Raw genomic sequence first — 17,823 nt, forward strand, 5'->3', positions numbered from 1 at the left:
GGTAAGCCCGAATACTCCGCACTGCGGAACTTCTATTTCAAAACCGCCCCTACCGGACCAGTCCCAGCAGCTTGTCCACGTGCACGCGGAGCAGGACGCGCTGGTCGCTCACCATCGCGGCGCGGTACTCGGCCCAGTCGGGGTGCTCGCCGGCCGCGTGGCGGTAGTAGTCGACGAGCGCTTCGACGGTCTCGTCGTCCGGCGAAGCCGCCGGCGCCGTGAGCGACGCCGTCCCCTCGGCGACGACGTAGCTCCAGCCGTCTTCGCTGCCCACGTGGTAGGTCACCCGCGGGTCGCGGCGCATGTTCTTCGTCTTCGCGCGGGTCTCGGTGATCGACGCGGTGATCGTGTTCGTCCCCGCGTCGTAGAGGTGCGTGATCGTGGACAGCTGGGGCCGCCCGTCGCGGCGGATCGTGGCCAGCACGCCGTGGCGGCGCGTGGCGAGGAAGTCCTTCAGCGCTGTGTCGTCCGTCATAGCTGTACCAACCGGGTGCCGCCGCGTTTGTTCCGCGGGCCGCCGGGAAACTGCTTGCGTGTGACAACTAAAGTGGGTTCCGACACATCGACCCGGCTCCCGCTTGCATAACCGGTGGTGAAGGCACATCCTTGCCTGAGGCAACTAGTTGCAGCCGCCAACCAACGCCGTGAAGGAACCCCATCCATGGCACCGAACAACTCCGCCACCCGGCCCAAAGCCGAACTGGACCTCGCCGACCAGCTCGGGCACGAGCTCGTGCGCCTGGTCCGCCTGATCAACAAGGCGAAGTCCCAGGTGTCCAAGCAGGGTCCCGACGGCATCGAGCGGGCGGCCTACGCGATCCTCTTCACCCTCATCCACGAGGGCCCGCAGCGCACCAGCCGGCTCGCCGAGTCGCTCCACTCCGAGATCTCCACGATCAGCAGGCAGTCGAGCTCGCTCGTCCAGCACGGCCTGGTCGAGCGCCAGGCCGATCCCGAAGACGGCCGGGCCTGCCTGCTCGCCCCGACCTCCGAGGGCATGCGGGTGTTCGAAGAGAACCGCAAGCAGCGCAACCAGTGGCTGGCCGAAGTGCTCGGGGACTGGACCGAAGGGGAGATCCAGACCCTGAACACGCTGTTCGGCCGGCTCAACACAGGTATCGAGAACCACTCTCCACAGCTGGCCGACGCCCAGGCGTCCGCCGCTGCACCGGCCAAGGGGGCCAACGCATGAGCACCACCACCGAAGCGGCTCAACCCGTGGCGAAGGAACCACCACGGCTGAGCCACCGCCAGATCGTCACGATCCTGAGCGGCCTGATGTGCGGCATGTTCCTCGCCGCGCTCGACCAGACGATCGTCGGCACGTCGATCGTCAAGATCGCCAACGACCTGCACGGCTTCGACCTGCAGGCGTGGGCGACCACGGCGTACCTGATCACCTCGACGATCGTCACGCCGATCTACGGCAAGCTCTCCGACATCTACGGCCGCAAGCCGTTCTACCTGGCCGCGATCACGATCTTCGTCGCCGGTTCGCTGGCCTCGACGTTCTCGCAGTCGATGTACGAGCTCGCCGCGTTCCGCGCGGTGCAGGGGCTCGGCGCCGGCGGTCTGATGTCGCTGGCCATGACCATCCTCGGCGACATCGTGCCGCCGCGTGAACGCGCGAAGTACCAGGGTTACATCCTGGCCGTCTTCGGCCTCTCCACCGTGCTCGGCCCGGTCCTGGGCGGCCTCTTCGCCGGCTTCGACACCCTGGCCGGCATCTCCGGCTGGCGCTGGGTCTTCCTGATCAACGTCCCGATCGGCGTCGTCGCGCTGTTCGTCGTGGCGAAGGTCCTGAACGTGCCGCACACCCCGCACAAGCACAAGATCGACTGGTGGGGCGCGCTGACGCTGGTCGTCGCGGTCGTGCCGTTCCTGGTCGTCGCCGAGCAGGGCCAGAAGTGGGGCTGGGGCGATCAGAAGGCCATCTGGTGCTACGTCATCGGCGGCGTCGGCGTGATCGCGTTCATCGTGGTCGAGAAGCTGATGAAGGACGCCGCGCTGATCCCGCTGCGGCTGTTCAAGAACTCGACGTTCACCGTGGCGATCATCGGCGGCATCATCGTCGGTGTCGCGATGTTCGGCGCGATCACGATGATCCCGCAGTTCATGCAGGTCGTGCAGGGCTACACGCCGACCCAGTCCGGGCTGCTGATGCTGCCGCTGATGGCGGGCATCATGACCAGCTCGATCGTCTCCGGCCGGCTCACCGGGAAGACCGGGCGCTACAAGATCTTCCCGATCATCGGCACCATCCTGATCGCCGGTGGCGCGTTCTTCTTCGCGCAGGTCAAGTACGACTCGCCGCTGTGGCACCCGCTGGTCGCGGCCGCCATCATCGGCCTCGGCCTCGGCCAGTGCATGCAGACGCTGATCATCGCGGTGCAGAACGCGGGCCCGCGCAGCGACATGGGCGTCTCGACCGCGGCGGCGACGTTCTTCCGCCAGATCGGTGGTACCGCCGGTGTCGCGATCTTCCTGACGGTCCTGTTCAACACGCTGCTGCCGAACATCACCAAGGCGTTCGGCGGCCAGCTCCCGGCCGGCGCCGGGGCGGGCATCGGCAACCTGTCGGAGAACACCAGCGGCATCCAGAACCTGCCCGAGGCGATCCGGACCCCGGTGCTGATCGGCTTCACCGAGTCGATCACGACGGTCTTCTACATCGCGGGTGGCGTGGCGCTGCTGGCCACGATCGTGCTGCTGTTCATGAAGGAGATCCCGCTGACCAACGCGGCCCCGGCCGCGGCGGCCATGGAGGGCGGTGAGGCGCTGCTCGAGGAGGACAGCCTCGCGGACGCGCCGACCGAGATCGTCGAGCCGGTCAAGCCGGTCGACCGCGAGCCGGCCCTGGTCGGCGGCGGGAAGCACGCGCTGAGCACGAACGGGCACGGTGACTACCAGGCCGTCTCGGGTGCGCTGCCGATCACGAACTCCGTCTCCGACGCCGAGCTGGACACCCCGGTCGGCGCGGGTGGCGTGCCGGTGACCGGCCACGTCCGCCGGCAGGACGGCAGCCACGTCTCCGGCGCGGCGCTGACCCTGATCGACCAGCGCGGCCGCCAGGTCGCGCGGGCCACCGGCGCGGCGGACGGCAGCTACTCGGTGCCCAGCCAGGGCCCGGGCGCCTACGTCCTCATCGTGTCGGCCCACGGCCACCAGCCGCAGGCCTCCAGCGTCGTGATCAGCAACGGGCCGACGACGGTCGACGTCACGCTCACCGGGTCCGGCGAGCTGACCGGCACCGTCCGGGCGGCCGCCACCGGCTCCCCGCTGGCGAACGTCACGGTCACGCTGACCGACAGCCGTGGCGAGGTGAACGGCGCGTTCATCACGACCACGGACGGCACCTACGCCTTCGTCGGGGTCGGCGCCGGGGCCTACACCCTGGTCGCCAGCGGCGCGGGTCACCGGCCCGTCGCGGTGACGCTGACCGTGCCCGACAGCGGCGTGCTCCGCCACGACCTCGAGCTGGCCAGCTCGGTGCAGCTCAGCGGCGTCGCGCGGACCGAGGGCGACCGGGTCGTCCCGGACGCGCGGATCACCGTGCTCGACGCCGAGGGCAACGTCGCCGCTGTGGCGCGGACCGACGCCGAAGGCCGGTACCTGGTCAGCGACCTGCCCGCGGGCGCGTACACCGTGGTCGCGAGCGGCTACCCGCCGGCGACCAGCCAGGTGGAGCTGACCGGCGGCGAAGCGGGCCACGACGTCCGGCTGAGCTACGACCAGGCCCTCGACGAGCTGGTCGACCGGTCATGACCGGCCTGCGCGCGACCTTCCGCACGGCCGAGGGGTGGGCGGTGGAGCACGCGGTGCTCACCGTGACCGACCCGGCCGGGCGGCAGGTCGCCCGGCAGGCCGCCGACGTCCGCGGGGAGGTCGTCACCGACGCCCTCCCGGCGGGCACCTACACCGCCGTCGTCACGGCGGCCGGGTTCACCCCGGTCGCCCGGATGGTCCAGATCGCTTCGGACGGCTCCGGCTCGCTCGGCGACGTCGTGCTGGCCCCGGTCGCCGAGGCGATCGACCTGCCGCCCGCCGGGCCGTGGGTGATCGACCCGATGCACTCGTCGGTGGTCGCGACCGCGCGGCACCTGGGCATCGCGAGCATCAAGGCCCGGTTCCCGGACGTGTCCGGCCGGATCGAGATCGGCCGCCCGGCCGAGCGGTCGTCGGTGCACGCCGAGATCAAGGCGGCGAGCATCGACACGAACATCAAGATGCGCGACGACCACCTGCGCTCGCCGGACTTCCTCGACGTCGACGTCCACCCGGTCATCACGTTCACGAGCACCGGGCTGCGCCAGCGCGGCGTCGACTCGTGGACGCTGGTGGGCGACCTGACGCTGCACGGCGAGCGCCGCGAGATCGAGCTGGAGCTGACGTACGGCGGCTGGGGCCCGGACCCGTGGGGCGGCGTGCGCGTGGCGTTCCACGCCGAGACGACGCTGCACCGGAACGACTTCGCGATCAACTACAGCGCGATGGTCCGCGCCGGCGTCGCGGCGGTCGGCACGACCGTGAAGGTCGAGCTGGACGTCGAAGCGGTGCAGGGCGAGTCGCTGCCGCAGTTCTGACGCATTAGTACGGGAAGGCCCTCTCACCGCTGGTGAGGGGGCCTTCACCGTTCGTAGAACCTGAATATTTCGGACAGCTCGATTCGACCGTTCGCCGTGGGGTGTTCACCTCGGCCACGTAGGCTTCCGGTGTGAACGTCGTGAGCATCGAGGCCGCGGGCGTCGGCGTGAGCTGGCTGGACACCGCCGGGCCCCTGCTCGTCTGGGTGATCGTGCTGAGCTTCGTGCTGGTCGAATGCGCGCTGATCATCGGGTTGTTCCTGCCCGGTGATTCGCTGCTGTTCGGGGCCGGCGTGGTGCTGGCCCAGCACGGTTCGGACGCGAACGCGTGGTTCCTGTCGGGGGCCGCGCTGATCGTCGCCGTGCTCGGCAACCAGATCGGCTACTACATCGGCCGCACGAGCGGCACCAAGCTGATCGCGAGGCGCGACGGCAAGGTGCTGAACCGGCAGGCGCTGGAGCGCGCGCAGCGGTTCTTGGACCGCAAGGGGTTCTTCGCGATCGTGGCGGCCCGGTGGATCCCGTGGATCCGCACGCTGGCCCCGCTGATCGCGGGCGCGGCCCGGATGGACCCGCGCCGCTTCATGGCGGCGACGGCGTTGGGCGGGCTCCTGTGGGTTCCGACGCTGGTGCTGCTCGGCTACTACGGCGCCGGGCTGCTGGACGCCCTGCCGTGGCTGAAGACGGCGGCGCTGTGGATCAGCATCGCGTTCTTCGTGGTCGGCACCGGGTACGGTGTGCTGCGCTACCGCCAGGAGATGCGCCGCCCGGTCGACGAACGCGACGACGCCCGCGCCTGAGTCAGAGCTCCGGGTCGGTCCAGATTTCGAGCTGGATGCCGTCCGGATCGCGGAACACGACGACCTTCGACCCCTCGAAGGTCCGCGACGGCGCGGCGGGCAGGTACGACACCCCGAACTCCGCGAGGCGGCACTCCCATTCGGCCAGCTCGGCGGTCGACTGCACCCGGAAGGCGACGTGGTCGAGCCCGGTCCGGCGCTCGTCGAACCCGCGTCTGCCGGTGTCCGCGTGCTGGACCAGCACCACGGAGAACTCGTCCCCGGCGGACCGGAGGACGACCTTCCGCAGCCCCGTGTCCGGCTCTTCGCGCCGGGTGACCTCCTCGAGGTCGAGGACGCGCACGTACCAGGGCACGCTGCGGTCCACGTCGGTCACGGTGAGCGCGAGGTGGTGCACGGACATGAGTTTTGCCATGGCTTCCGAAGCCGTCCTTTCGGGTGGCGGCTCCCCAGAGTTGCACAGCGTTCGCCGGCCGAAACCGAGGTGACCAAGTCCGCGTCCGATCGTGATCTCGCCGTCTCCCGGTGTCCCAGCAGGCGGACAAAACCCACGGAGCGCAGTTGACTTCTTACGATGGGTTACGAATGCGGTCCAGGACGGCCAGGCGGCCTTCGCGCTCGATGCGCCGGGTCGTCACCCGATCCGGGTAACAGCGGGTGAACATGTTCGTGAAGTGCGTCCCGTAGTGGATGGCCTCCGCGCCACCCGCCAGGGGCCGGACGGTGGTGCCGAACGACGGCTCGTGGAAGTACGCCAGCGTGTACCGCTCGCGCGTGGCGAGGCGGACCTTGTGCGGTGTCGACAGGAGCCGGCCGCCGGTGAGGAACTGCAGGATGTCACCGGGAAAGACGGTGAACACGCCCGGCTCCGGTTCGACGAAGTGCCAGGGCTCGTCGTCCTGGTACATCCCGGCCGTGCTCTCCTCCGGCAGCCAGTTGCGGTTGCGGGCCTCGCCGGGCACCGGCGGCCGGATCAAAAGGCCACCGACGTCGTCCTGCGCGGCGATCACGAGCAGTCCGTAGTCGGTGTGCGCGCCGATCCCGCGTTCGGTGGTCGTGGACCGGGCGGGGAACCGCAGCACGCGCATGTGGTGCCAGCCTTCGCGGGTGAGCCGGGTCAGCCGGTCGATCTCCACGCCCAGCCCGAGCGCGACGAGCTGCAGCAGCTTTTCGCCGATGTCCCCGACCTCGCGGAGGTGGGCCGTCATCGCCGTCCGGTAGTCCTCGTCCGGCCACGGCACCGGTCCGTGGCACGGCCAGCCGCCCGTGACGCGGGGGTCGGTGAGCGGGACGTCCGGGCAGACGGTGAAGATCTCGGAGAAGTCGGCTTCGCCCGCGGTCACCTCTTCACCCGAGGCGATGTACCCGCTGTAGGTCAGGTCGCTGACGAACTTGCTCTTCTCCGGCAAGGATCTCGCGAAGAACCGGCGGCTTTCAGCGAGCGCTTTCTCGGTGACGCGGGCCTGCTCGGCCGTGGCGGCGACCTGGAAGATCCCGTCGTCCTCCCAGGTCCGGACCAGTTGCCTGCCCAGTACTCGATCGGCTGTCGTCGCACCTACCGAAGAGGGCAGCTCGAACGTACGCATGGTTGTTCACCTTTCGCGCGGTTTCGGGAACGCTCACCACACGAAAGCCGGGAAATGCCGGTTCACAAGGATCAGCGGCCGCCACCGACGTCGAGCACGGCTCCCGTCGTGAAGGACGACGCCGGCGACAGCAGGAACAACACCGCTTCGGCGATCTCGGCCGGCTCACCCGCGCGCCCCATCGGGATCTGCGGCGCGTACTTCGCCATCCGGTCCGGCAGGCCGGCGGCCGCGTGCAGGCCGGTGTGGATCATCCCCGGCGCGACCGCGTTGATCCGCACGCCCTCGCCCGCGACCTCCTGGGCCAGCCCGAACGTCAACGTGTCGACGGCGGCCTTCGACGCCGCGTAGTGCACCCACTCCCCGGCCGACCCCGTGCGCGCCGCCGTCGAGGAGATGTTGACGATCGCGCCGCCCTCGCCGCCGTAGCGGGTCGACATGCGGCGGACCGCCTCGCGGCAGCACAGGAACACCCCGGTCACGTTGACGTCGAGCGTGCGCCGGACGACCTCGACGTCGTAGGAGTCGAGCCGCCCGGGGGTGTTGCCGACGATCGCCGCGTTGTTGACCAGCGCGGTCACCGGTCCCAGCTCCGCGGCCGCGTCGAACAGCGCGCGGACGTCGTCCTCCACCGAGACGTCCGCGCGCACCGCCAGCGCCTGACGACCGTGCGACCGCACCTGCGAAGCGACCTCCTCCGCGGGGGCCGGATCGCCCGAGTAGTTCACGACGACGTCGTAGCCGCGCGAAGCCGCCAGCGTGCAGACGGCCGCGCCGATCCCGCGGCTGCCACCCGTGACGATGAGGGTCAAATCGCGAAGTTCGCCAGCGGCAGGTTCTCCAGCACCAGGTCGGCGCGGTCACGGGTCTGCGAGATCAGGTCGGCGTTGCGCTGGTCCGAGCCGAGCGCGCGGCGGCGGGCCTCGACCAGGGAACGGCCGTAGCGGCGGTGGCGGGACACCAGCCGTTCGATCCGCTCGGGCTCGTCCGGTGCGAGGAACCACGCCTCGGTCAGCAGCGGCCGGATGCCGCTCCACGGGTCGTCCGGCAGCAGCAGGTAGTTGCCCTCCGTGATCACCAGCTGGACCTCCGGCGGCACGGCCACCGCGCCGGCGATCGGCTCCTCGATCTCGCGGCGGAACTCCGGCGCGTAGACCGTCTCGCGGCCTTCGGCGAGCCGCTTGATCATGTGGAAGTAGCCGGCCGCGTCGAACGTGTCGGGCGCGCCCTTGCGCTCGGTGCGCTCCAGCCGGCGCAGCTCGACCTGCGCGAGGTGGAAGCCGTCCATGCCGACCACCGCGGCGCGCGAGCCGAGCGCGTTGGCCAGCGCCCACGCGAGCGTGGTCTTGCCGGACGCGGGCGCGCCGATGATGCCCAGCACGTTGCGCTGCCCACGCACGGTCAGGCCCTCGGCCCTGGCCAGCAAGTCGTCGAACGCCGTCATGTCCTGTTCCTTCCTGCGATCGCGGTCGTCCACGACCGCGGTCCCACATGCCGCACCCGTTCGGCGGCCACCTCGTTGGCGAAGCGGATCCGGTCCGTCACCGTCGGTTCGCGGGCCACGGCGACGGCGAAGGCGCCGTGCCAGACGTCGCCCGCACCTAGTGTGTCCCGCGCTTCCACGTCCGCGACAGGCACCTCACCCGAGCCGCCGTCCGCAGTGGACCACCGCACCGGCCCGGGGCCCGCGGTGGTGATGACGGTGGGGACGCCGCGCGCATGCAGCCCCGGCTCCGGTGCGGTGAAGTGCGCGGAGCAGGCGGCGACGTCGACCAGCGGCAGCAGCTCGTCGAGCACGGGTTTCCAGCTCCCGGCGTCGAGCACGACCGGCGCCTGCGCGCCTCTCGCCACCGCCAGCGCCAGCTCCGGATAGTGCCCATCGAGCAAAACGACATCAGCTTCCGGAAGCGCCGCTTTCACGTGAAAGTGCCGCTCTCCGGCGTTGCGGGAGACGACCGTGCGCTCGCCGTCGCGGTCTCGGACGGCGACCGCGCTGACCGGCGGTGGCTCATCGAGCGAAGGCGCGAGGTCGATCAGCCGGACGCCGCAGGCTTCGAGGTCGGCGCGGGCGAGCGCGGCCAGCGGGTGTGCACCGAGGACGGTCAGCAGGGTCGCCTCGGCGCCGAGCGCGGCGGCCGTCACCGCGGCGTTCGTCGCGGGCCCCCCGGCCGCGACGTCCACCCGCAGCGACTGCACCTTCTCGCCCGGTGCCGGGAGCTCGCCGACCCGCTGGACGACGTCCACGGTGCACAAGCCCGCCAGCAGCACTTTCACTTCAAGCCGGCCACATGGGTCGCCGCAGCCGCTTCTTCGACTTCACCGTTTTCGTTGAGCCGCAACGCACCCGTGAGCAGACCGACGACCTGGTTCATCGAGTGCGTCTTCGGTGAGACGACCGCGACGCGCTTGCCGAGGCGGTGCACGTGGATGCGGTCGGCGATGTCGAAGACGTGCGGCATGTTGTGGCTGATCAGCACCACCGGCAGGCCGCGGTCGCGGATCCGGCCGATCAGGTCGAGCACCTTGCCGGACTCGGCGACGCCGAGCGCGGCGGTGGGCTCGTCCATGATCACGGCCTTGGTGCCGAACGCGGCCGCGCGGGCCACGGCGACACCCTGGCGCTGACCACCAGAGAGCGTCTCGACGGGCTGGGAGATCGACTTGATGTTGATGCCCAGCTCGTCGAGGATCCGCTGCGCCTCCGACCGCATGGTGGCGGTGTCGAGCTTGCGGAACAGCCCGAACGGGCCCTTGAGCCGCTTTTCCCGGCCCAGGAACATGTTCGACGCGATGTCGAGCGCGGGCGCGACGGCGAGGTCCTGGTACACCGTCTCGATGCCGTAGTGGCGAGCGTCCAAAGGGGACTTGAAGTGGACGGTCTTACCGTCCACTTTGATCTCTCCCTCGTCCGGGATCACCGCCCCGGACAGAGCTTTGATGAGCGACGACTTCCCGGCGCCGTTGTCCCCGACCACGGCGAGCACCTCGCCGGGGAGCAGGTCGAAGTCGGCGCCGTCGATGGCGGTCACCCGGCCGTAGCGCTTGACCAGGCCGCGGGCCTGGAGGATCGGTTCGGTCATGACTGCTGCTGCCTCCTCGCGATCCGGTCCACCACGACGGCGGCGATGAGCAGGGCACCGGTGGCGAGGTCCTGGTAGTTGCCGTCGACGTTCATCTGCGTCAGCCCCGACCGCAGCACCGCCACGACCAGCGCACCCATCAGCGTCCCGAGCACCGAGCCGCGGCCGCCGAACAGGCTCGTCCCGCCGAGGACGACGGCGGTGATCGAGTCGAGGTTGCCGAGCTGGAACTGGTTCGGGTCGGCGTTCGGCGTCCGGCCGAGCGCTTGCCAGGCCGCGATGCCGAAAGTGAGGCCGGCCACGATGTACACCGACAGCACCGTGCGGTTGACCTTGATGCCGGACAGCCGCGCGGACTCGGGCGCGTTGCCGACCGCGTAGACGTGCTTGCCCCACGCGGTTTTCGTGAGCGCGTACCAGACGCCGAGGTACATCAGCAGCGCCAGCGTCATGCCGTAGGTGATCGGGATGCCGCCGAAGAGGTAGCGCTTGGTGCCGAGCCACTGCAGCAGCCCGTCGGTCACCGGGACGGCCTGGCCGCCGGCGATCAGCTTCGACACCGCGGTCAGCATGGTGAACGTGCCGAGCGTGATGATGAACGCCGGCAGCTTGATCCGCGTGGCGAGCCCGCCGATGAAGATGCCGACGATGATCGTCAGCACGACGCCGGCGAGCAGCGCGACGAAACCGTTCGTGCCGGCCGCGGCGAGCTTCGCCATGATCAGCGTCGCGACGACCATCGAGGCCGCGTTCGACAGGTCGATGCCCGCGATGAGGATGACGAGCGTCTGTCCTAATGCGAGCGTTCCGACGACGAGCGACTGCTGGACCACTGTGGACAGGTTGTCGAGGTCGAAGAACGTGTCCGTGGCCAGCGAGAACACCACGATCGCGACGACCAGCGCGAGCGCCGGGCCGACCGCGGGGGCGCGGAGGAGGAAGTCGCCGAGCGACTCACGCTCCCTGGTGGACGCGGTCGCCGTGGTCATTTGTTTCCTCCCCAGCAGTTCTGCAGGCCCCAGGCGGAGTCGTGGCTCTCGATGCCGGGCAGGGGCTTGTCGGTGATCACGGCGGACCCGGTGTTCACGAAGCCAGACGGCTTCTTGCCGGTCTTGGCGTACTCGACGGCGGCGAGCACCCCCTGCTCGGCCATCTTCTTCGGGAACTGCATGACGGTGGCGGCGAACTGGCCGTCCTTGACGTTCTGGACGCCTTCGCAGCCGCCGTCGATCGAACCCATCACGATCTGCCCGTTCAGCCCGCGGGCCTTGAGCGCCGCGTACGCGCCGCGGCCCATCGGCTCGTTCATCGAGTAGACGGCGTTGATGTCGGTGCTGCGCTGGAGCAGGTTCTCCATGCCCTGCTGGGCGAGGCTCTGGTCGCCGTTGGCCGCGGTGTGGCCCTTGATCTCCGGCGAGCCGTCGGTCAGCCCGATGCCCTTGAGGAAACCGCCGTGGCGCTGGGTGTCGACCGTGCTGCCCGCCGTGCCGTCGACCATCAGCAGCTTGGGCGGGGTGCCGTTCAGCGCGGCCTTGACGTAGGTGCCCTGCTGCTCGCCCGCCGCGAAGTTGTCGGTGGCGAAGGTGGCGTCGACGGCGTCGGCCGGTTCGGTGGCCGTGTCGAGGGCGATGACCAGGACGCCGGCGTCGCGGGCGTCCTTGATCGCCTTGAGCACGCCGGTCGACGAGCTGGGCGTGATGAGGATGGTGTTCGCGCCCTGCTGCCGCAGGTTTTCGATGGCGCGGACCTGGCCGTCGTTGTCGCCGTCGAACTGGCCGGCGAGCGCGCTGAAGTCGGCGCCGTTGGCCTGCGCGGCCGCTCTCGCGGCGTTGCGCAGTTCGACGAAGTAGGGATTGGTGTCGGTCTTCGTGACCAGGCCGACCTTGGCCTTGCCGCTCCCGCCGGTGTTGGTGTTGCCGCCCCAGTGGCGTTCGACCGTGCAGCCGGTCGTCGCGGCGAGGACGGCGGCCAGCACGACTGCGGTGAGACTTCGCTGTCTCATGGGTTCCCACCCTTTGTTCGTGTCGAAGCTTGCCGATGGTCGGGAAGGTAGACAGACTGCACCGTGGACGCAAGCGTTTGCGCAAACGCTTGCCGGAAAGGATTGGCATGCCCCAGCCGAGATCATCGCGGCCGACCCAGCGGGACATCGCCGAGCTCGCCGGCGTCTCGATCACGACCGTCTCGCACGTCGTCAACGGGACGCGGGCGGTCGCGGAGGACACCAAGGCGGCCGTCCTGCGGGCGATCGAGACGACCGGCTACACCGGCGACGCGATCGCCCGGTCGCTGGTCACCGGCGGGACGCGGTCGATCGGGATGGCGATCTCGCTGGTCGCCAACCCGTACTTCGCGACGCTGATGCAGGCGATCGAGCGGGAGGCGTCGGCGCACGGGTACACCGTCCTGCTGGCCGACACGCACGACACCGCGGACACGGAACGTGACACCGTGCGGGCGCTGCGCTCCCGTCGCGTCGACGGCCTGCTGATCACCCCGGCGCCCGGCGACGGCCCGGTGATCGGCGAGCTCGTGTCGCTGGACGTACCGACGGTGCTGATCGACCGGCTGACCACCCGGACCGACGTCGACCAGGTGGGCACGGAGAACATCCAGGCGACCTCGGCGCTGACCGCGCACCTCGGGACGCTCGGGCACCGGCGGATCGGGATGATCAGCGGCGCGCCCGGGCTGTCGACGAGCGAGGAGCGCGTGCTGGGCTATCGGCTGGGGCTCGGCCGGGCCGGGCTGACGTGGTCGTCCGAGCTCGTGGCCTGCGGGAACTCGTCGCACGAGGGCGGGTCGCTGGCGTTGAGCACGCTGCTGGCGCTGCCCGAGCCGCCGACGGCGCTGGTCGTCGGGAACGACAGCATGATGGTCGGCGTGCTGCACGAAGCCCGGCGGCGCGGGCTGCGCATCGGCCGTGACCTGCCGGTTGTGGTGTACGACGACGTCGAGTGGGCGGACCTGGTCGACCCACCGCTGACGACGATGGCGCAGCCGATCGAGGAGATCGGCCGGCAGGCGGTCCGGCTGCTGCTGGCCCGGATCAACGACCCGGCGCGCAAAGCCGAAACGGTCCGCCTGGCACCCACTCTGCGTCACCGCGAGTCCTGCGGCTGCCCGTCGGTTCACTCACATCAGTGATTCTGCAGTTTTACCGGCACGGCGTGGAGGTTCAGCGGATACGTTTCGGCTGAGCGTCTGCGAGGGCTTATGACCGCACTATCGCCGGAGCTCCGGTTGTGGGACCCCCCGGTCACCTACCGGATCGGCGTCGCGATGGGGACGAACGCGAACCCCTACTCGGGTGAGCTGCTGCGCTCGATCAGGGCAGCCGCGGCCCAGTCGGGCTGCGACGTCACCCTCGCCGACACCGGCGACACGGTCAGCGACGAGGCGGCGGTCGTCCGCGCCCTGAGGGCGGACCTCGTGGACGGCGTGCTGCTGGTGCCGTCGGCGGGCGCCGAAGCGGTGATCAACGGCCTGGTTCGGATGGGCGTCCCGACGGTGCTGGTCGACCGGGTGGCGGCCCGCAACGACGTCGACCAGGTGGGCACGGAGAACGTGCACGCGGTGGCGTCGCTGGTCCGCCACCTGACCGAGCGCCGGCACCGGAAGATCGGCTTCATCTCGGGCGACGAAGGCCTGGAGACCAGCCGCGAGCGCGTCCGCGGCTACCGGCTGGGGCTGGAGCAGGCGGGGCTGCGGTTCAACCGCGAGCTGGTGGAGTGCGGCCTGTCGACCCCGGGCGGCGCGGCCCGCGCGACGGCGAAGCTCCTGGACGGCTGGCCGTCCCCGACGGCGCTGGTCGTCGCGGACGAGTCGATGCTGGTCGGGGTCCAGTACGAGGCCCACCGGCGCGGCATCCGCATCGGCTCGGAGCTGGCGGTGGTCGGGTACGGCGACATGGAGTGGGCCCGCCGGGTGAGCCCGGCGGTCACGACGCTGGCCCAGCCGGTCGCGGACCTCGGGCGCCGGGCGGTGCAGCTGCTGCTGTCGCGGATGGCGGACCCGGACCGGCCGCCGGAATCGGTGTCACTGACCCCGCGCTTCCTGCACGGAGCTTCTTGCGGCTGCTGACTCATTCCGAATGAGCGGTTACCTGGCCGTCGACCGTCGGCAACACCGGGCGCCGGCCGGACACCCGGCTCCGCTGGTGCTCGGCGAGCACGTTCTGCACGGCCTGCACGGATGCGTCGCGGACCATCGTGAGCAACTGCTGACCGGCATCCGTCCGACGGCACTGCTCCGCGTAGGCCAAGAGCACCGGGCTCGCGCCGTTCTCGTCGAGACTCCGGTTCATCAGCTGCGCGTCGGTGGGGTCACCCGCTTGCCTTCGGAGATCATCGAGGGAGGTCTCCGGATCGCCGGAAGACGACCCGGTTTCGGCGAGCCGCCGGTACTCGCACCGCAGCTCGTACTCTTCGCGGTCGTACCGCGCTTTCTGCAGCAGCAGCGGACGAACGCAGTCGCTGTAGTGGCGGAGATCGTCGTGTTCGAGCGAACCGTCCCGGAACGCCACCCAGAACACGAGCACGGCCGACGCGATCAGGGCCGCGCCGGCCAGGCCGGCGAGCAATCCCCCCACCGCCGCCAATCCGGAGCGGGCCAGGTCGGTGTGGATCCTCGCGGCCGCGATCGTCCCGAACGAGGTGGCCAGCACGGAAACGCCGCACAGCAAGCCCTTGGTCGTCGCCGGCATGGTCGCCCAAACGAGCTGACGGCGGAAGTTCTTGTGCTGCCGCTGGTTGCGGCCCAGCTGGTGCAGGCCGGCGGCCGTGCCACCGGTGATGAACAACGCCACCAGCGTCCCGGCGGTACCGGCCAGCCACGTCGGAGCGTCCACCGCCCCGCTGATGCCGGACATCGTCAGCCAAAGCACGATCGGGAGGTCGAGGAGGGTCACCGTCAGCAGGACGAGCGCGCGCGTCAACCGGGAGACCCGGCGGTGGCGCAGGCTGCCCCGGACCTGGTCCAGCTCGATCCGGCCGTCCAGGAGGTCGGCTCTGGCCTGCGCTTCCCGCACCGTCAGGTTCTGCCCGTGCGGACCGACGACGTGGGCCTCCAGCACCTGCGCCGACTGTTGGCGCAGGGAGCGGATCCGGGTGCTGAGCGACTGGACGAGGCCGGCCGCGACGGGGTTCTCCCGCGGCGGTGCGGGTTCCCGGACCGGCTCGGTCACCGCCCGGGGCGGGGGCTGGGCACGCCGCCGCTTCCCGAGCAGTCCGCGCTGTTCACAAGGGGTGTGGGTGCCGGGATCCGCGGCTCGCTCACGAACGCGCCCGGGCTGCGGCAGACGCGGCTGCACCCCCGCCACGTACTCGAAGGAGCGGGCGCCCCCCGCCAGGCACAGCGCACGGAGGTAACCCGTCCGCCAGTCGTTCGAGGCACCGGAGCCGGGTCCGACGCACGTGACCGTCCAGTCGTCGAGATCCGGCAGCAGGTCCTGCGCGTCGAGGTCGAGCACCGCCAGCTGCTGGTCCGCGGGGGTGGCATCCGGGACCACCCCCGCCCAGTCCGTGATGATGATGAGGTGCCCGGGACGCGGTGGCCGGTCGTCCTGCACCAATTGCCGGAACTGCACGGTGACCGGGTGGCACGGGGTGCCGGGGTGCTCGGCCGGTTCGCTGTCCGCGGCGCATCGAAACCTGATCCGGTCGTCCAGATCGCCCCACACCCGGTCACGAGCGGCGTCGAGCACTTCGCACAGGTGCTGGGCCGAGCGGAACCGCACGTCGAGGTCCAGGTCGCGGTGGCGTTCGCGGAGCTTCAGGATCTGCCGGTGCACGACGAGCGCAACCTCCCCGAGCCCCGCGTGGTCGGCGAGGACCACCACCGGGAACTCCGCCCGGGTGCCCGGCACCGGACTCCCGGGTGGCGACGGCGAGCCGACCGGAGCGGGAAGGCCCGAGTCCGCACGGCTCTGCACCGGCACCAGGTAGCGTTCGAGCAGGACAGGCCACCCCTGCGGGCCTGCGTGGTCGAGGACTTCGTCGGCGGCGGTGGCCGCCTGGTCGACCAGGAGCCGCAACCTGACCGTCTCGGAGTCCGAGGCGTCCTGCTCGATCACATCCCGGAAGCCGGGGGGCGCGTGCTGCTCCAGCCGTTCCTCGAACCCCAGCGATTCGGCGGTGAGGAACGCGCCGGCCGCGCCCACCAGCCTGCCGACCACCTCGGCACTCCGCTCGTCGTCCGCGACGTCGGGTGGGCGACCGGCGACGGCCGCCGACAAGTCGGAGTAGCGCACCCTCGTCCGGAACAGTTCCCCCAGCAGCACTCGCCACCGCTCACCGGGCGGCCCCGGCCGGATCGGTTCGTCCGGTACGGCGGCGTGTTCCAGGCGGTGGTGCACATCGTCGAGTGCCTGGACGCCATCGCGTGCGACCAGGATCATCGTGTGCAGCACCGCTTCCGCGAGCTCCCGATCGAGAGCACCGAAGCGAGTCATAATCTGATCGGCCACGGCGCAATGGTTGCCTCCCCGGACGCCGATGACAACACCTATTCATGAACACAGCTCCTTATTCGTCAATCATGAACATGACCCGGCAATCCTGAATCAGGCATTCGACACGTCATTAATGATCGACTACGAATCCGTAGTTGCACGATTACGTATCATTGCCCGCATGACCGAAATTGACGGCGTCGGCGCTGAGAGGGTCCAGCGCAGCAACACCGGAAATGGCGGCGTCGAGCAGCGGCCGGCCATTGCCGGGAAACACGCCGACGCAAGCTGGCTGACCACGGCCGGCGATCTGGCGGTGCCCTGGCTGATCGTGTACGGCCACGGTCCGAAGTGCGAGGAACTGGGACGCGCCATCGCCCTGCGCTGCCAGATGCGAGGTGTGCGCCCGCAGCTGCTCCCCATCGACGAGGTCGTCGCCAGGGATCTCGGCATGTTCCCGTCCCTGGTCCTCGTGGTGCCGACGGCGGCGGCGTTCCACCGGTTCCGCACCACGGACCGCAAGATCACGGAGCTCGTCCAGGCGTACCGGCAGCAGCGCCCGAGCGGCCGGCAGCTGTTGAACTCGCGAACGGGAAGGTGGTACGCGGCGGGGGTCCTGCAGGTCGTCCACCCCGGCGACGCCCTGGCGGAGCGGAGTGTCCAGTTCGCCCTGGAAAACGCTTGCGCCACACACGAAGCCGCCGAGATCGGCGACCTCGACGCCGTGGACCTGTTCGAGGTCTACCGGCCCGGCGCGCAGCCGAAGAAGGACCAGCTCAGCGCGTCTCTCGACTACCTGCGGGCCCAGCTGTCGCTCTGGGGGATCACCACGATCGGCCAGGCGCACGAGATCAAGGAGTTCATCGACCAACGGCGCCTGCTCTACGAGGATCCCAAGTACAAGGCGATGTACCGACCACTGCCGCAACGGCCCGGGATGAACCACCTCGTGCTCGTGCTCGAGGGCGAGCTCGACGCCCGCCCGCCGTTGCTGAAGACACTGCCCGAACCGGAGCGAGGCCGCGCCGAGACGTCGTTCGTCGAGAGCAGCGCCCGCGCCGTCCGCGACCTCGTCAAAGAGCTCAACGACAAGTTCCCCTACTTCTCCCGGCCACCGCACCGCGAAGGCAGAAAAGGATCACGAGAGGACCTGCGCAACCTGTACCGCACCTTGCGCGCCGTTACCCGGAATTCATGATCGACACCATTCGTCCAGGTTCCAGGTATTGCACCCGCCGACTGAGGATCGACGAATGACCTGGACATGTTCACGTTTGACGCTTGCCAAGGGTGTTCAGGTACCAAATTTCTCCACCGCGGTTT

General features: G+C 70.0%; 17 protein-coding genes. 7 read left to right on the top strand and 10 right to left on the bottom strand.

From position 1 onward, the window contains the following. Positions 1-49 precede the first annotated feature (49 nt). Positions 50-475 (bottom strand): PPOX class F420-dependent oxidoreductase, encoded by a 426-nt coding sequence (locus ACERZO_RS25735; RefSeq protein WP_372667332.1) that lies wholly within the window; start codon positions 473-475, stop codon positions 50-52. Between the two features lie 186 nt (positions 476-661). Between ACERZO_RS25735 and ACERZO_RS25740 the strand changes: the two genes are divergently transcribed. The 4 genes from ACERZO_RS25740 to ACERZO_RS25755 all read left to right on the top strand — a co-directional run bounded on the left by ACERZO_RS25740 (position 662) and on the right by ACERZO_RS25755 (position 5,383). Next, on the top strand, positions 662-1,192 hold the full coding sequence (locus ACERZO_RS25740) for a MarR family winged helix-turn-helix transcriptional regulator (RefSeq protein ID WP_372667333.1): 531 nt from the start codon (positions 662-664) through the stop codon (positions 1,190-1,192). After that, complete coding sequence (locus ACERZO_RS25745; protein WP_372667334.1) at positions 1,189-3,765, top strand: MFS transporter; 2,577 nt, start codon at positions 1,189-1,191, stop codon at positions 3,763-3,765. Before ACERZO_RS25740 ends, ACERZO_RS25745 begins: the two co-directional genes overlap by 4 nt. After that, on the top strand, positions 3,762-4,583 hold the full coding sequence (locus ACERZO_RS25750; protein ID WP_372667335.1) for a YceI family protein: 822 nt from the start codon (positions 3,762-3,764) through the stop codon (positions 4,581-4,583). Before ACERZO_RS25745 ends, ACERZO_RS25750 begins: the two co-directional genes overlap by 4 nt. A 131-nt stretch (positions 4,584-4,714) precedes the next feature. Next, on the top strand, positions 4,715-5,383 hold the full coding sequence (locus ACERZO_RS25755) for a DedA family protein (RefSeq protein WP_372667336.1): 669 nt from the start codon (positions 4,715-4,717) through the stop codon (positions 5,381-5,383). Position 5,384: 1 nt separating this feature from the next. On the opposite strand, the gene ACERZO_RS25760 is transcribed toward ACERZO_RS25755, so the two are convergent. From ACERZO_RS25760 to ACERZO_RS25795, 8 genes are all read right to left on the bottom strand, one after another. Then, complete coding sequence (locus ACERZO_RS25760) at positions 5,385-5,798, bottom strand: VOC family protein (RefSeq protein WP_372667337.1); 414 nt, start codon at positions 5,796-5,798, stop codon at positions 5,385-5,387. Positions 5,799-5,952: 154 nt separating this feature from the next. Beyond that, entirely contained in the window at positions 5,953-6,969 is a 1,017-nt protein-coding gene (locus ACERZO_RS25765; protein ID WP_372667338.1) for an isopenicillin N synthase family dioxygenase, read from the bottom strand. Between the two features lie 71 nt (positions 6,970-7,040). Continuing rightward, entirely contained in the window at positions 7,041-7,781 is a 741-nt protein-coding gene (locus tag ACERZO_RS25770; RefSeq protein ID WP_372667339.1) for an SDR family oxidoreductase, read from the bottom strand. Then, positions 7,778-8,413: a nucleoside/nucleotide kinase family protein gene (locus ACERZO_RS25775; protein ID WP_086862402.1), complete on the bottom strand. Its 636-nt coding sequence runs from the start codon at positions 8,411-8,413 to the stop codon at positions 7,778-7,780. Before ACERZO_RS25775 ends, ACERZO_RS25770 begins: the two co-directional genes overlap by 4 nt. Continuing rightward, the gene (locus ACERZO_RS25780; protein WP_372667340.1) at positions 8,410-9,243 is read right to left on the bottom strand and encodes a PfkB family carbohydrate kinase; all 834 of its coding nucleotides are present in this window, start codon (positions 9,241-9,243) and stop codon (positions 8,410-8,412) included. The genes ACERZO_RS25775 and ACERZO_RS25780 overlap by 4 nt, the downstream gene beginning before the upstream one ends. Next, positions 9,240-10,049, bottom strand: a complete 810-nt coding sequence (locus tag ACERZO_RS25785) for an ATP-binding cassette domain-containing protein (RefSeq protein WP_372667341.1) — start codon at positions 10,047-10,049, stop codon at positions 9,240-9,242. Before ACERZO_RS25785 ends, ACERZO_RS25780 begins: the two co-directional genes overlap by 4 nt. Beyond that, complete coding sequence (locus ACERZO_RS25790) at positions 10,046-11,038, bottom strand: ABC transporter permease (protein ID WP_372667342.1); 993 nt, start codon at positions 11,036-11,038, stop codon at positions 10,046-10,048. Before ACERZO_RS25790 ends, ACERZO_RS25785 begins: the two co-directional genes overlap by 4 nt. Next, entirely contained in the window at positions 11,035-12,051 is a 1,017-nt protein-coding gene (locus tag ACERZO_RS25795; RefSeq protein ID WP_372667343.1) for a substrate-binding domain-containing protein, read from the bottom strand. Before ACERZO_RS25795 ends, ACERZO_RS25790 begins: the two co-directional genes overlap by 4 nt. Positions 12,052-12,158: 107 nt before the next feature. On the opposite strand from ACERZO_RS25795, the gene ACERZO_RS25800 reads away from it, so the two are divergent. After that, the gene (locus tag ACERZO_RS25800; RefSeq protein WP_372667344.1) at positions 12,159-13,196 is read left to right on the top strand and encodes a LacI family DNA-binding transcriptional regulator; all 1,038 of its coding nucleotides are present in this window, start codon (positions 12,159-12,161) and stop codon (positions 13,194-13,196) included. Positions 13,197-13,265: 69 nt separating this feature from the next. Continuing rightward, entirely contained in the window at positions 13,266-14,132 is an 867-nt protein-coding gene (locus ACERZO_RS25805) for a LacI family DNA-binding transcriptional regulator (RefSeq protein ID WP_372667345.1), read from the top strand. Between the two features lies 1 nt (position 14,133). Here the strand turns inward: ACERZO_RS25805 and ACERZO_RS25810 are convergent, their stop codons facing one another. Next, positions 14,134-16,515 (bottom strand): hypothetical protein, encoded by a 2,382-nt coding sequence (locus ACERZO_RS25810; RefSeq protein ID WP_372667346.1) that lies wholly within the window; start codon positions 16,513-16,515, stop codon positions 14,134-14,136. A 166-nt stretch (positions 16,516-16,681) separates the two neighbouring features. Here ACERZO_RS25810 and ACERZO_RS25815 point away from each other — a divergent pair, with 166 nt between their 5' ends. Next, on the top strand, positions 16,682-17,698 hold the full coding sequence (locus ACERZO_RS25815) for a hypothetical protein (RefSeq protein ID WP_372667347.1): 1,017 nt from the start codon (positions 16,682-16,684) through the stop codon (positions 17,696-17,698). Positions 17,699-17,823: the final 125 nt, after the last annotated feature.

The organism is Amycolatopsis kentuckyensis (assembly GCF_041679295.1).
In the GTDB taxonomy this organism is placed as follows: Bacteria; Actinomycetota; Actinomycetes; order Mycobacteriales; family Pseudonocardiaceae; genus Amycolatopsis; species Amycolatopsis kentuckyensis_A.

Coding starts and splice junctions, on each gene's coding strand:
- ACERZO_RS25735 (WP_372667332.1), bottom strand. CDS start 475: ATGACGGACGACACAGCGCTGAAGGACTTCCTCGCCACGCGCCGCCAC.
- ACERZO_RS25740 (WP_372667333.1), top strand. CDS start 662: ATGGCACCGAACAACTCCGCCACCCGGCCCAAAGCCGAACTGGACCTC.
- ACERZO_RS25745 (WP_372667334.1), top strand. CDS start 1,189: ATGAGCACCACCACCGAAGCGGCTCAACCCGTGGCGAAGGAACCACCA.
- ACERZO_RS25750 (WP_372667335.1), top strand. CDS start 3,762: ATGACCGGCCTGCGCGCGACCTTCCGCACGGCCGAGGGGTGGGCGGTG.
- ACERZO_RS25760 (WP_372667337.1), bottom strand. CDS start 5,798: ATGGCAAAACTCATGTCCGTGCACCACCTCGCGCTCACCGTGACCGAC.
- ACERZO_RS25765 (WP_372667338.1), bottom strand. CDS start 6,969: ATGCGTACGTTCGAGCTGCCCTCTTCGGTAGGTGCGACGACAGCCGAT.
- ACERZO_RS25775 (WP_086862402.1), bottom strand. CDS start 8,413: ATGACGGCGTTCGACGACTTGCTGGCCAGGGCCGAGGGCCTGACCGTG.
- ACERZO_RS25785 (WP_372667341.1), bottom strand. CDS start 10,049: ATGACCGAACCGATCCTCCAGGCCCGCGGCCTGGTCAAGCGCTACGGC.
- ACERZO_RS25790 (WP_372667342.1), bottom strand. CDS start 11,038: ATGACCACGGCGACCGCGTCCACCAGGGAGCGTGAGTCGCTCGGCGAC.
- ACERZO_RS25795 (WP_372667343.1), bottom strand. CDS start 12,051: ATGAGACAGCGAAGTCTCACCGCAGTCGTGCTGGCCGCCGTCCTCGCC.
- ACERZO_RS25800 (WP_372667344.1), top strand. CDS start 12,159: ATGCCCCAGCCGAGATCATCGCGGCCGACCCAGCGGGACATCGCCGAG.
- ACERZO_RS25805 (WP_372667345.1), top strand. CDS start 13,266: ATGACCGCACTATCGCCGGAGCTCCGGTTGTGGGACCCCCCGGTCACC.
- ACERZO_RS25815 (WP_372667347.1), top strand. CDS start 16,682: ATGACCGAAATTGACGGCGTCGGCGCTGAGAGGGTCCAGCGCAGCAAC.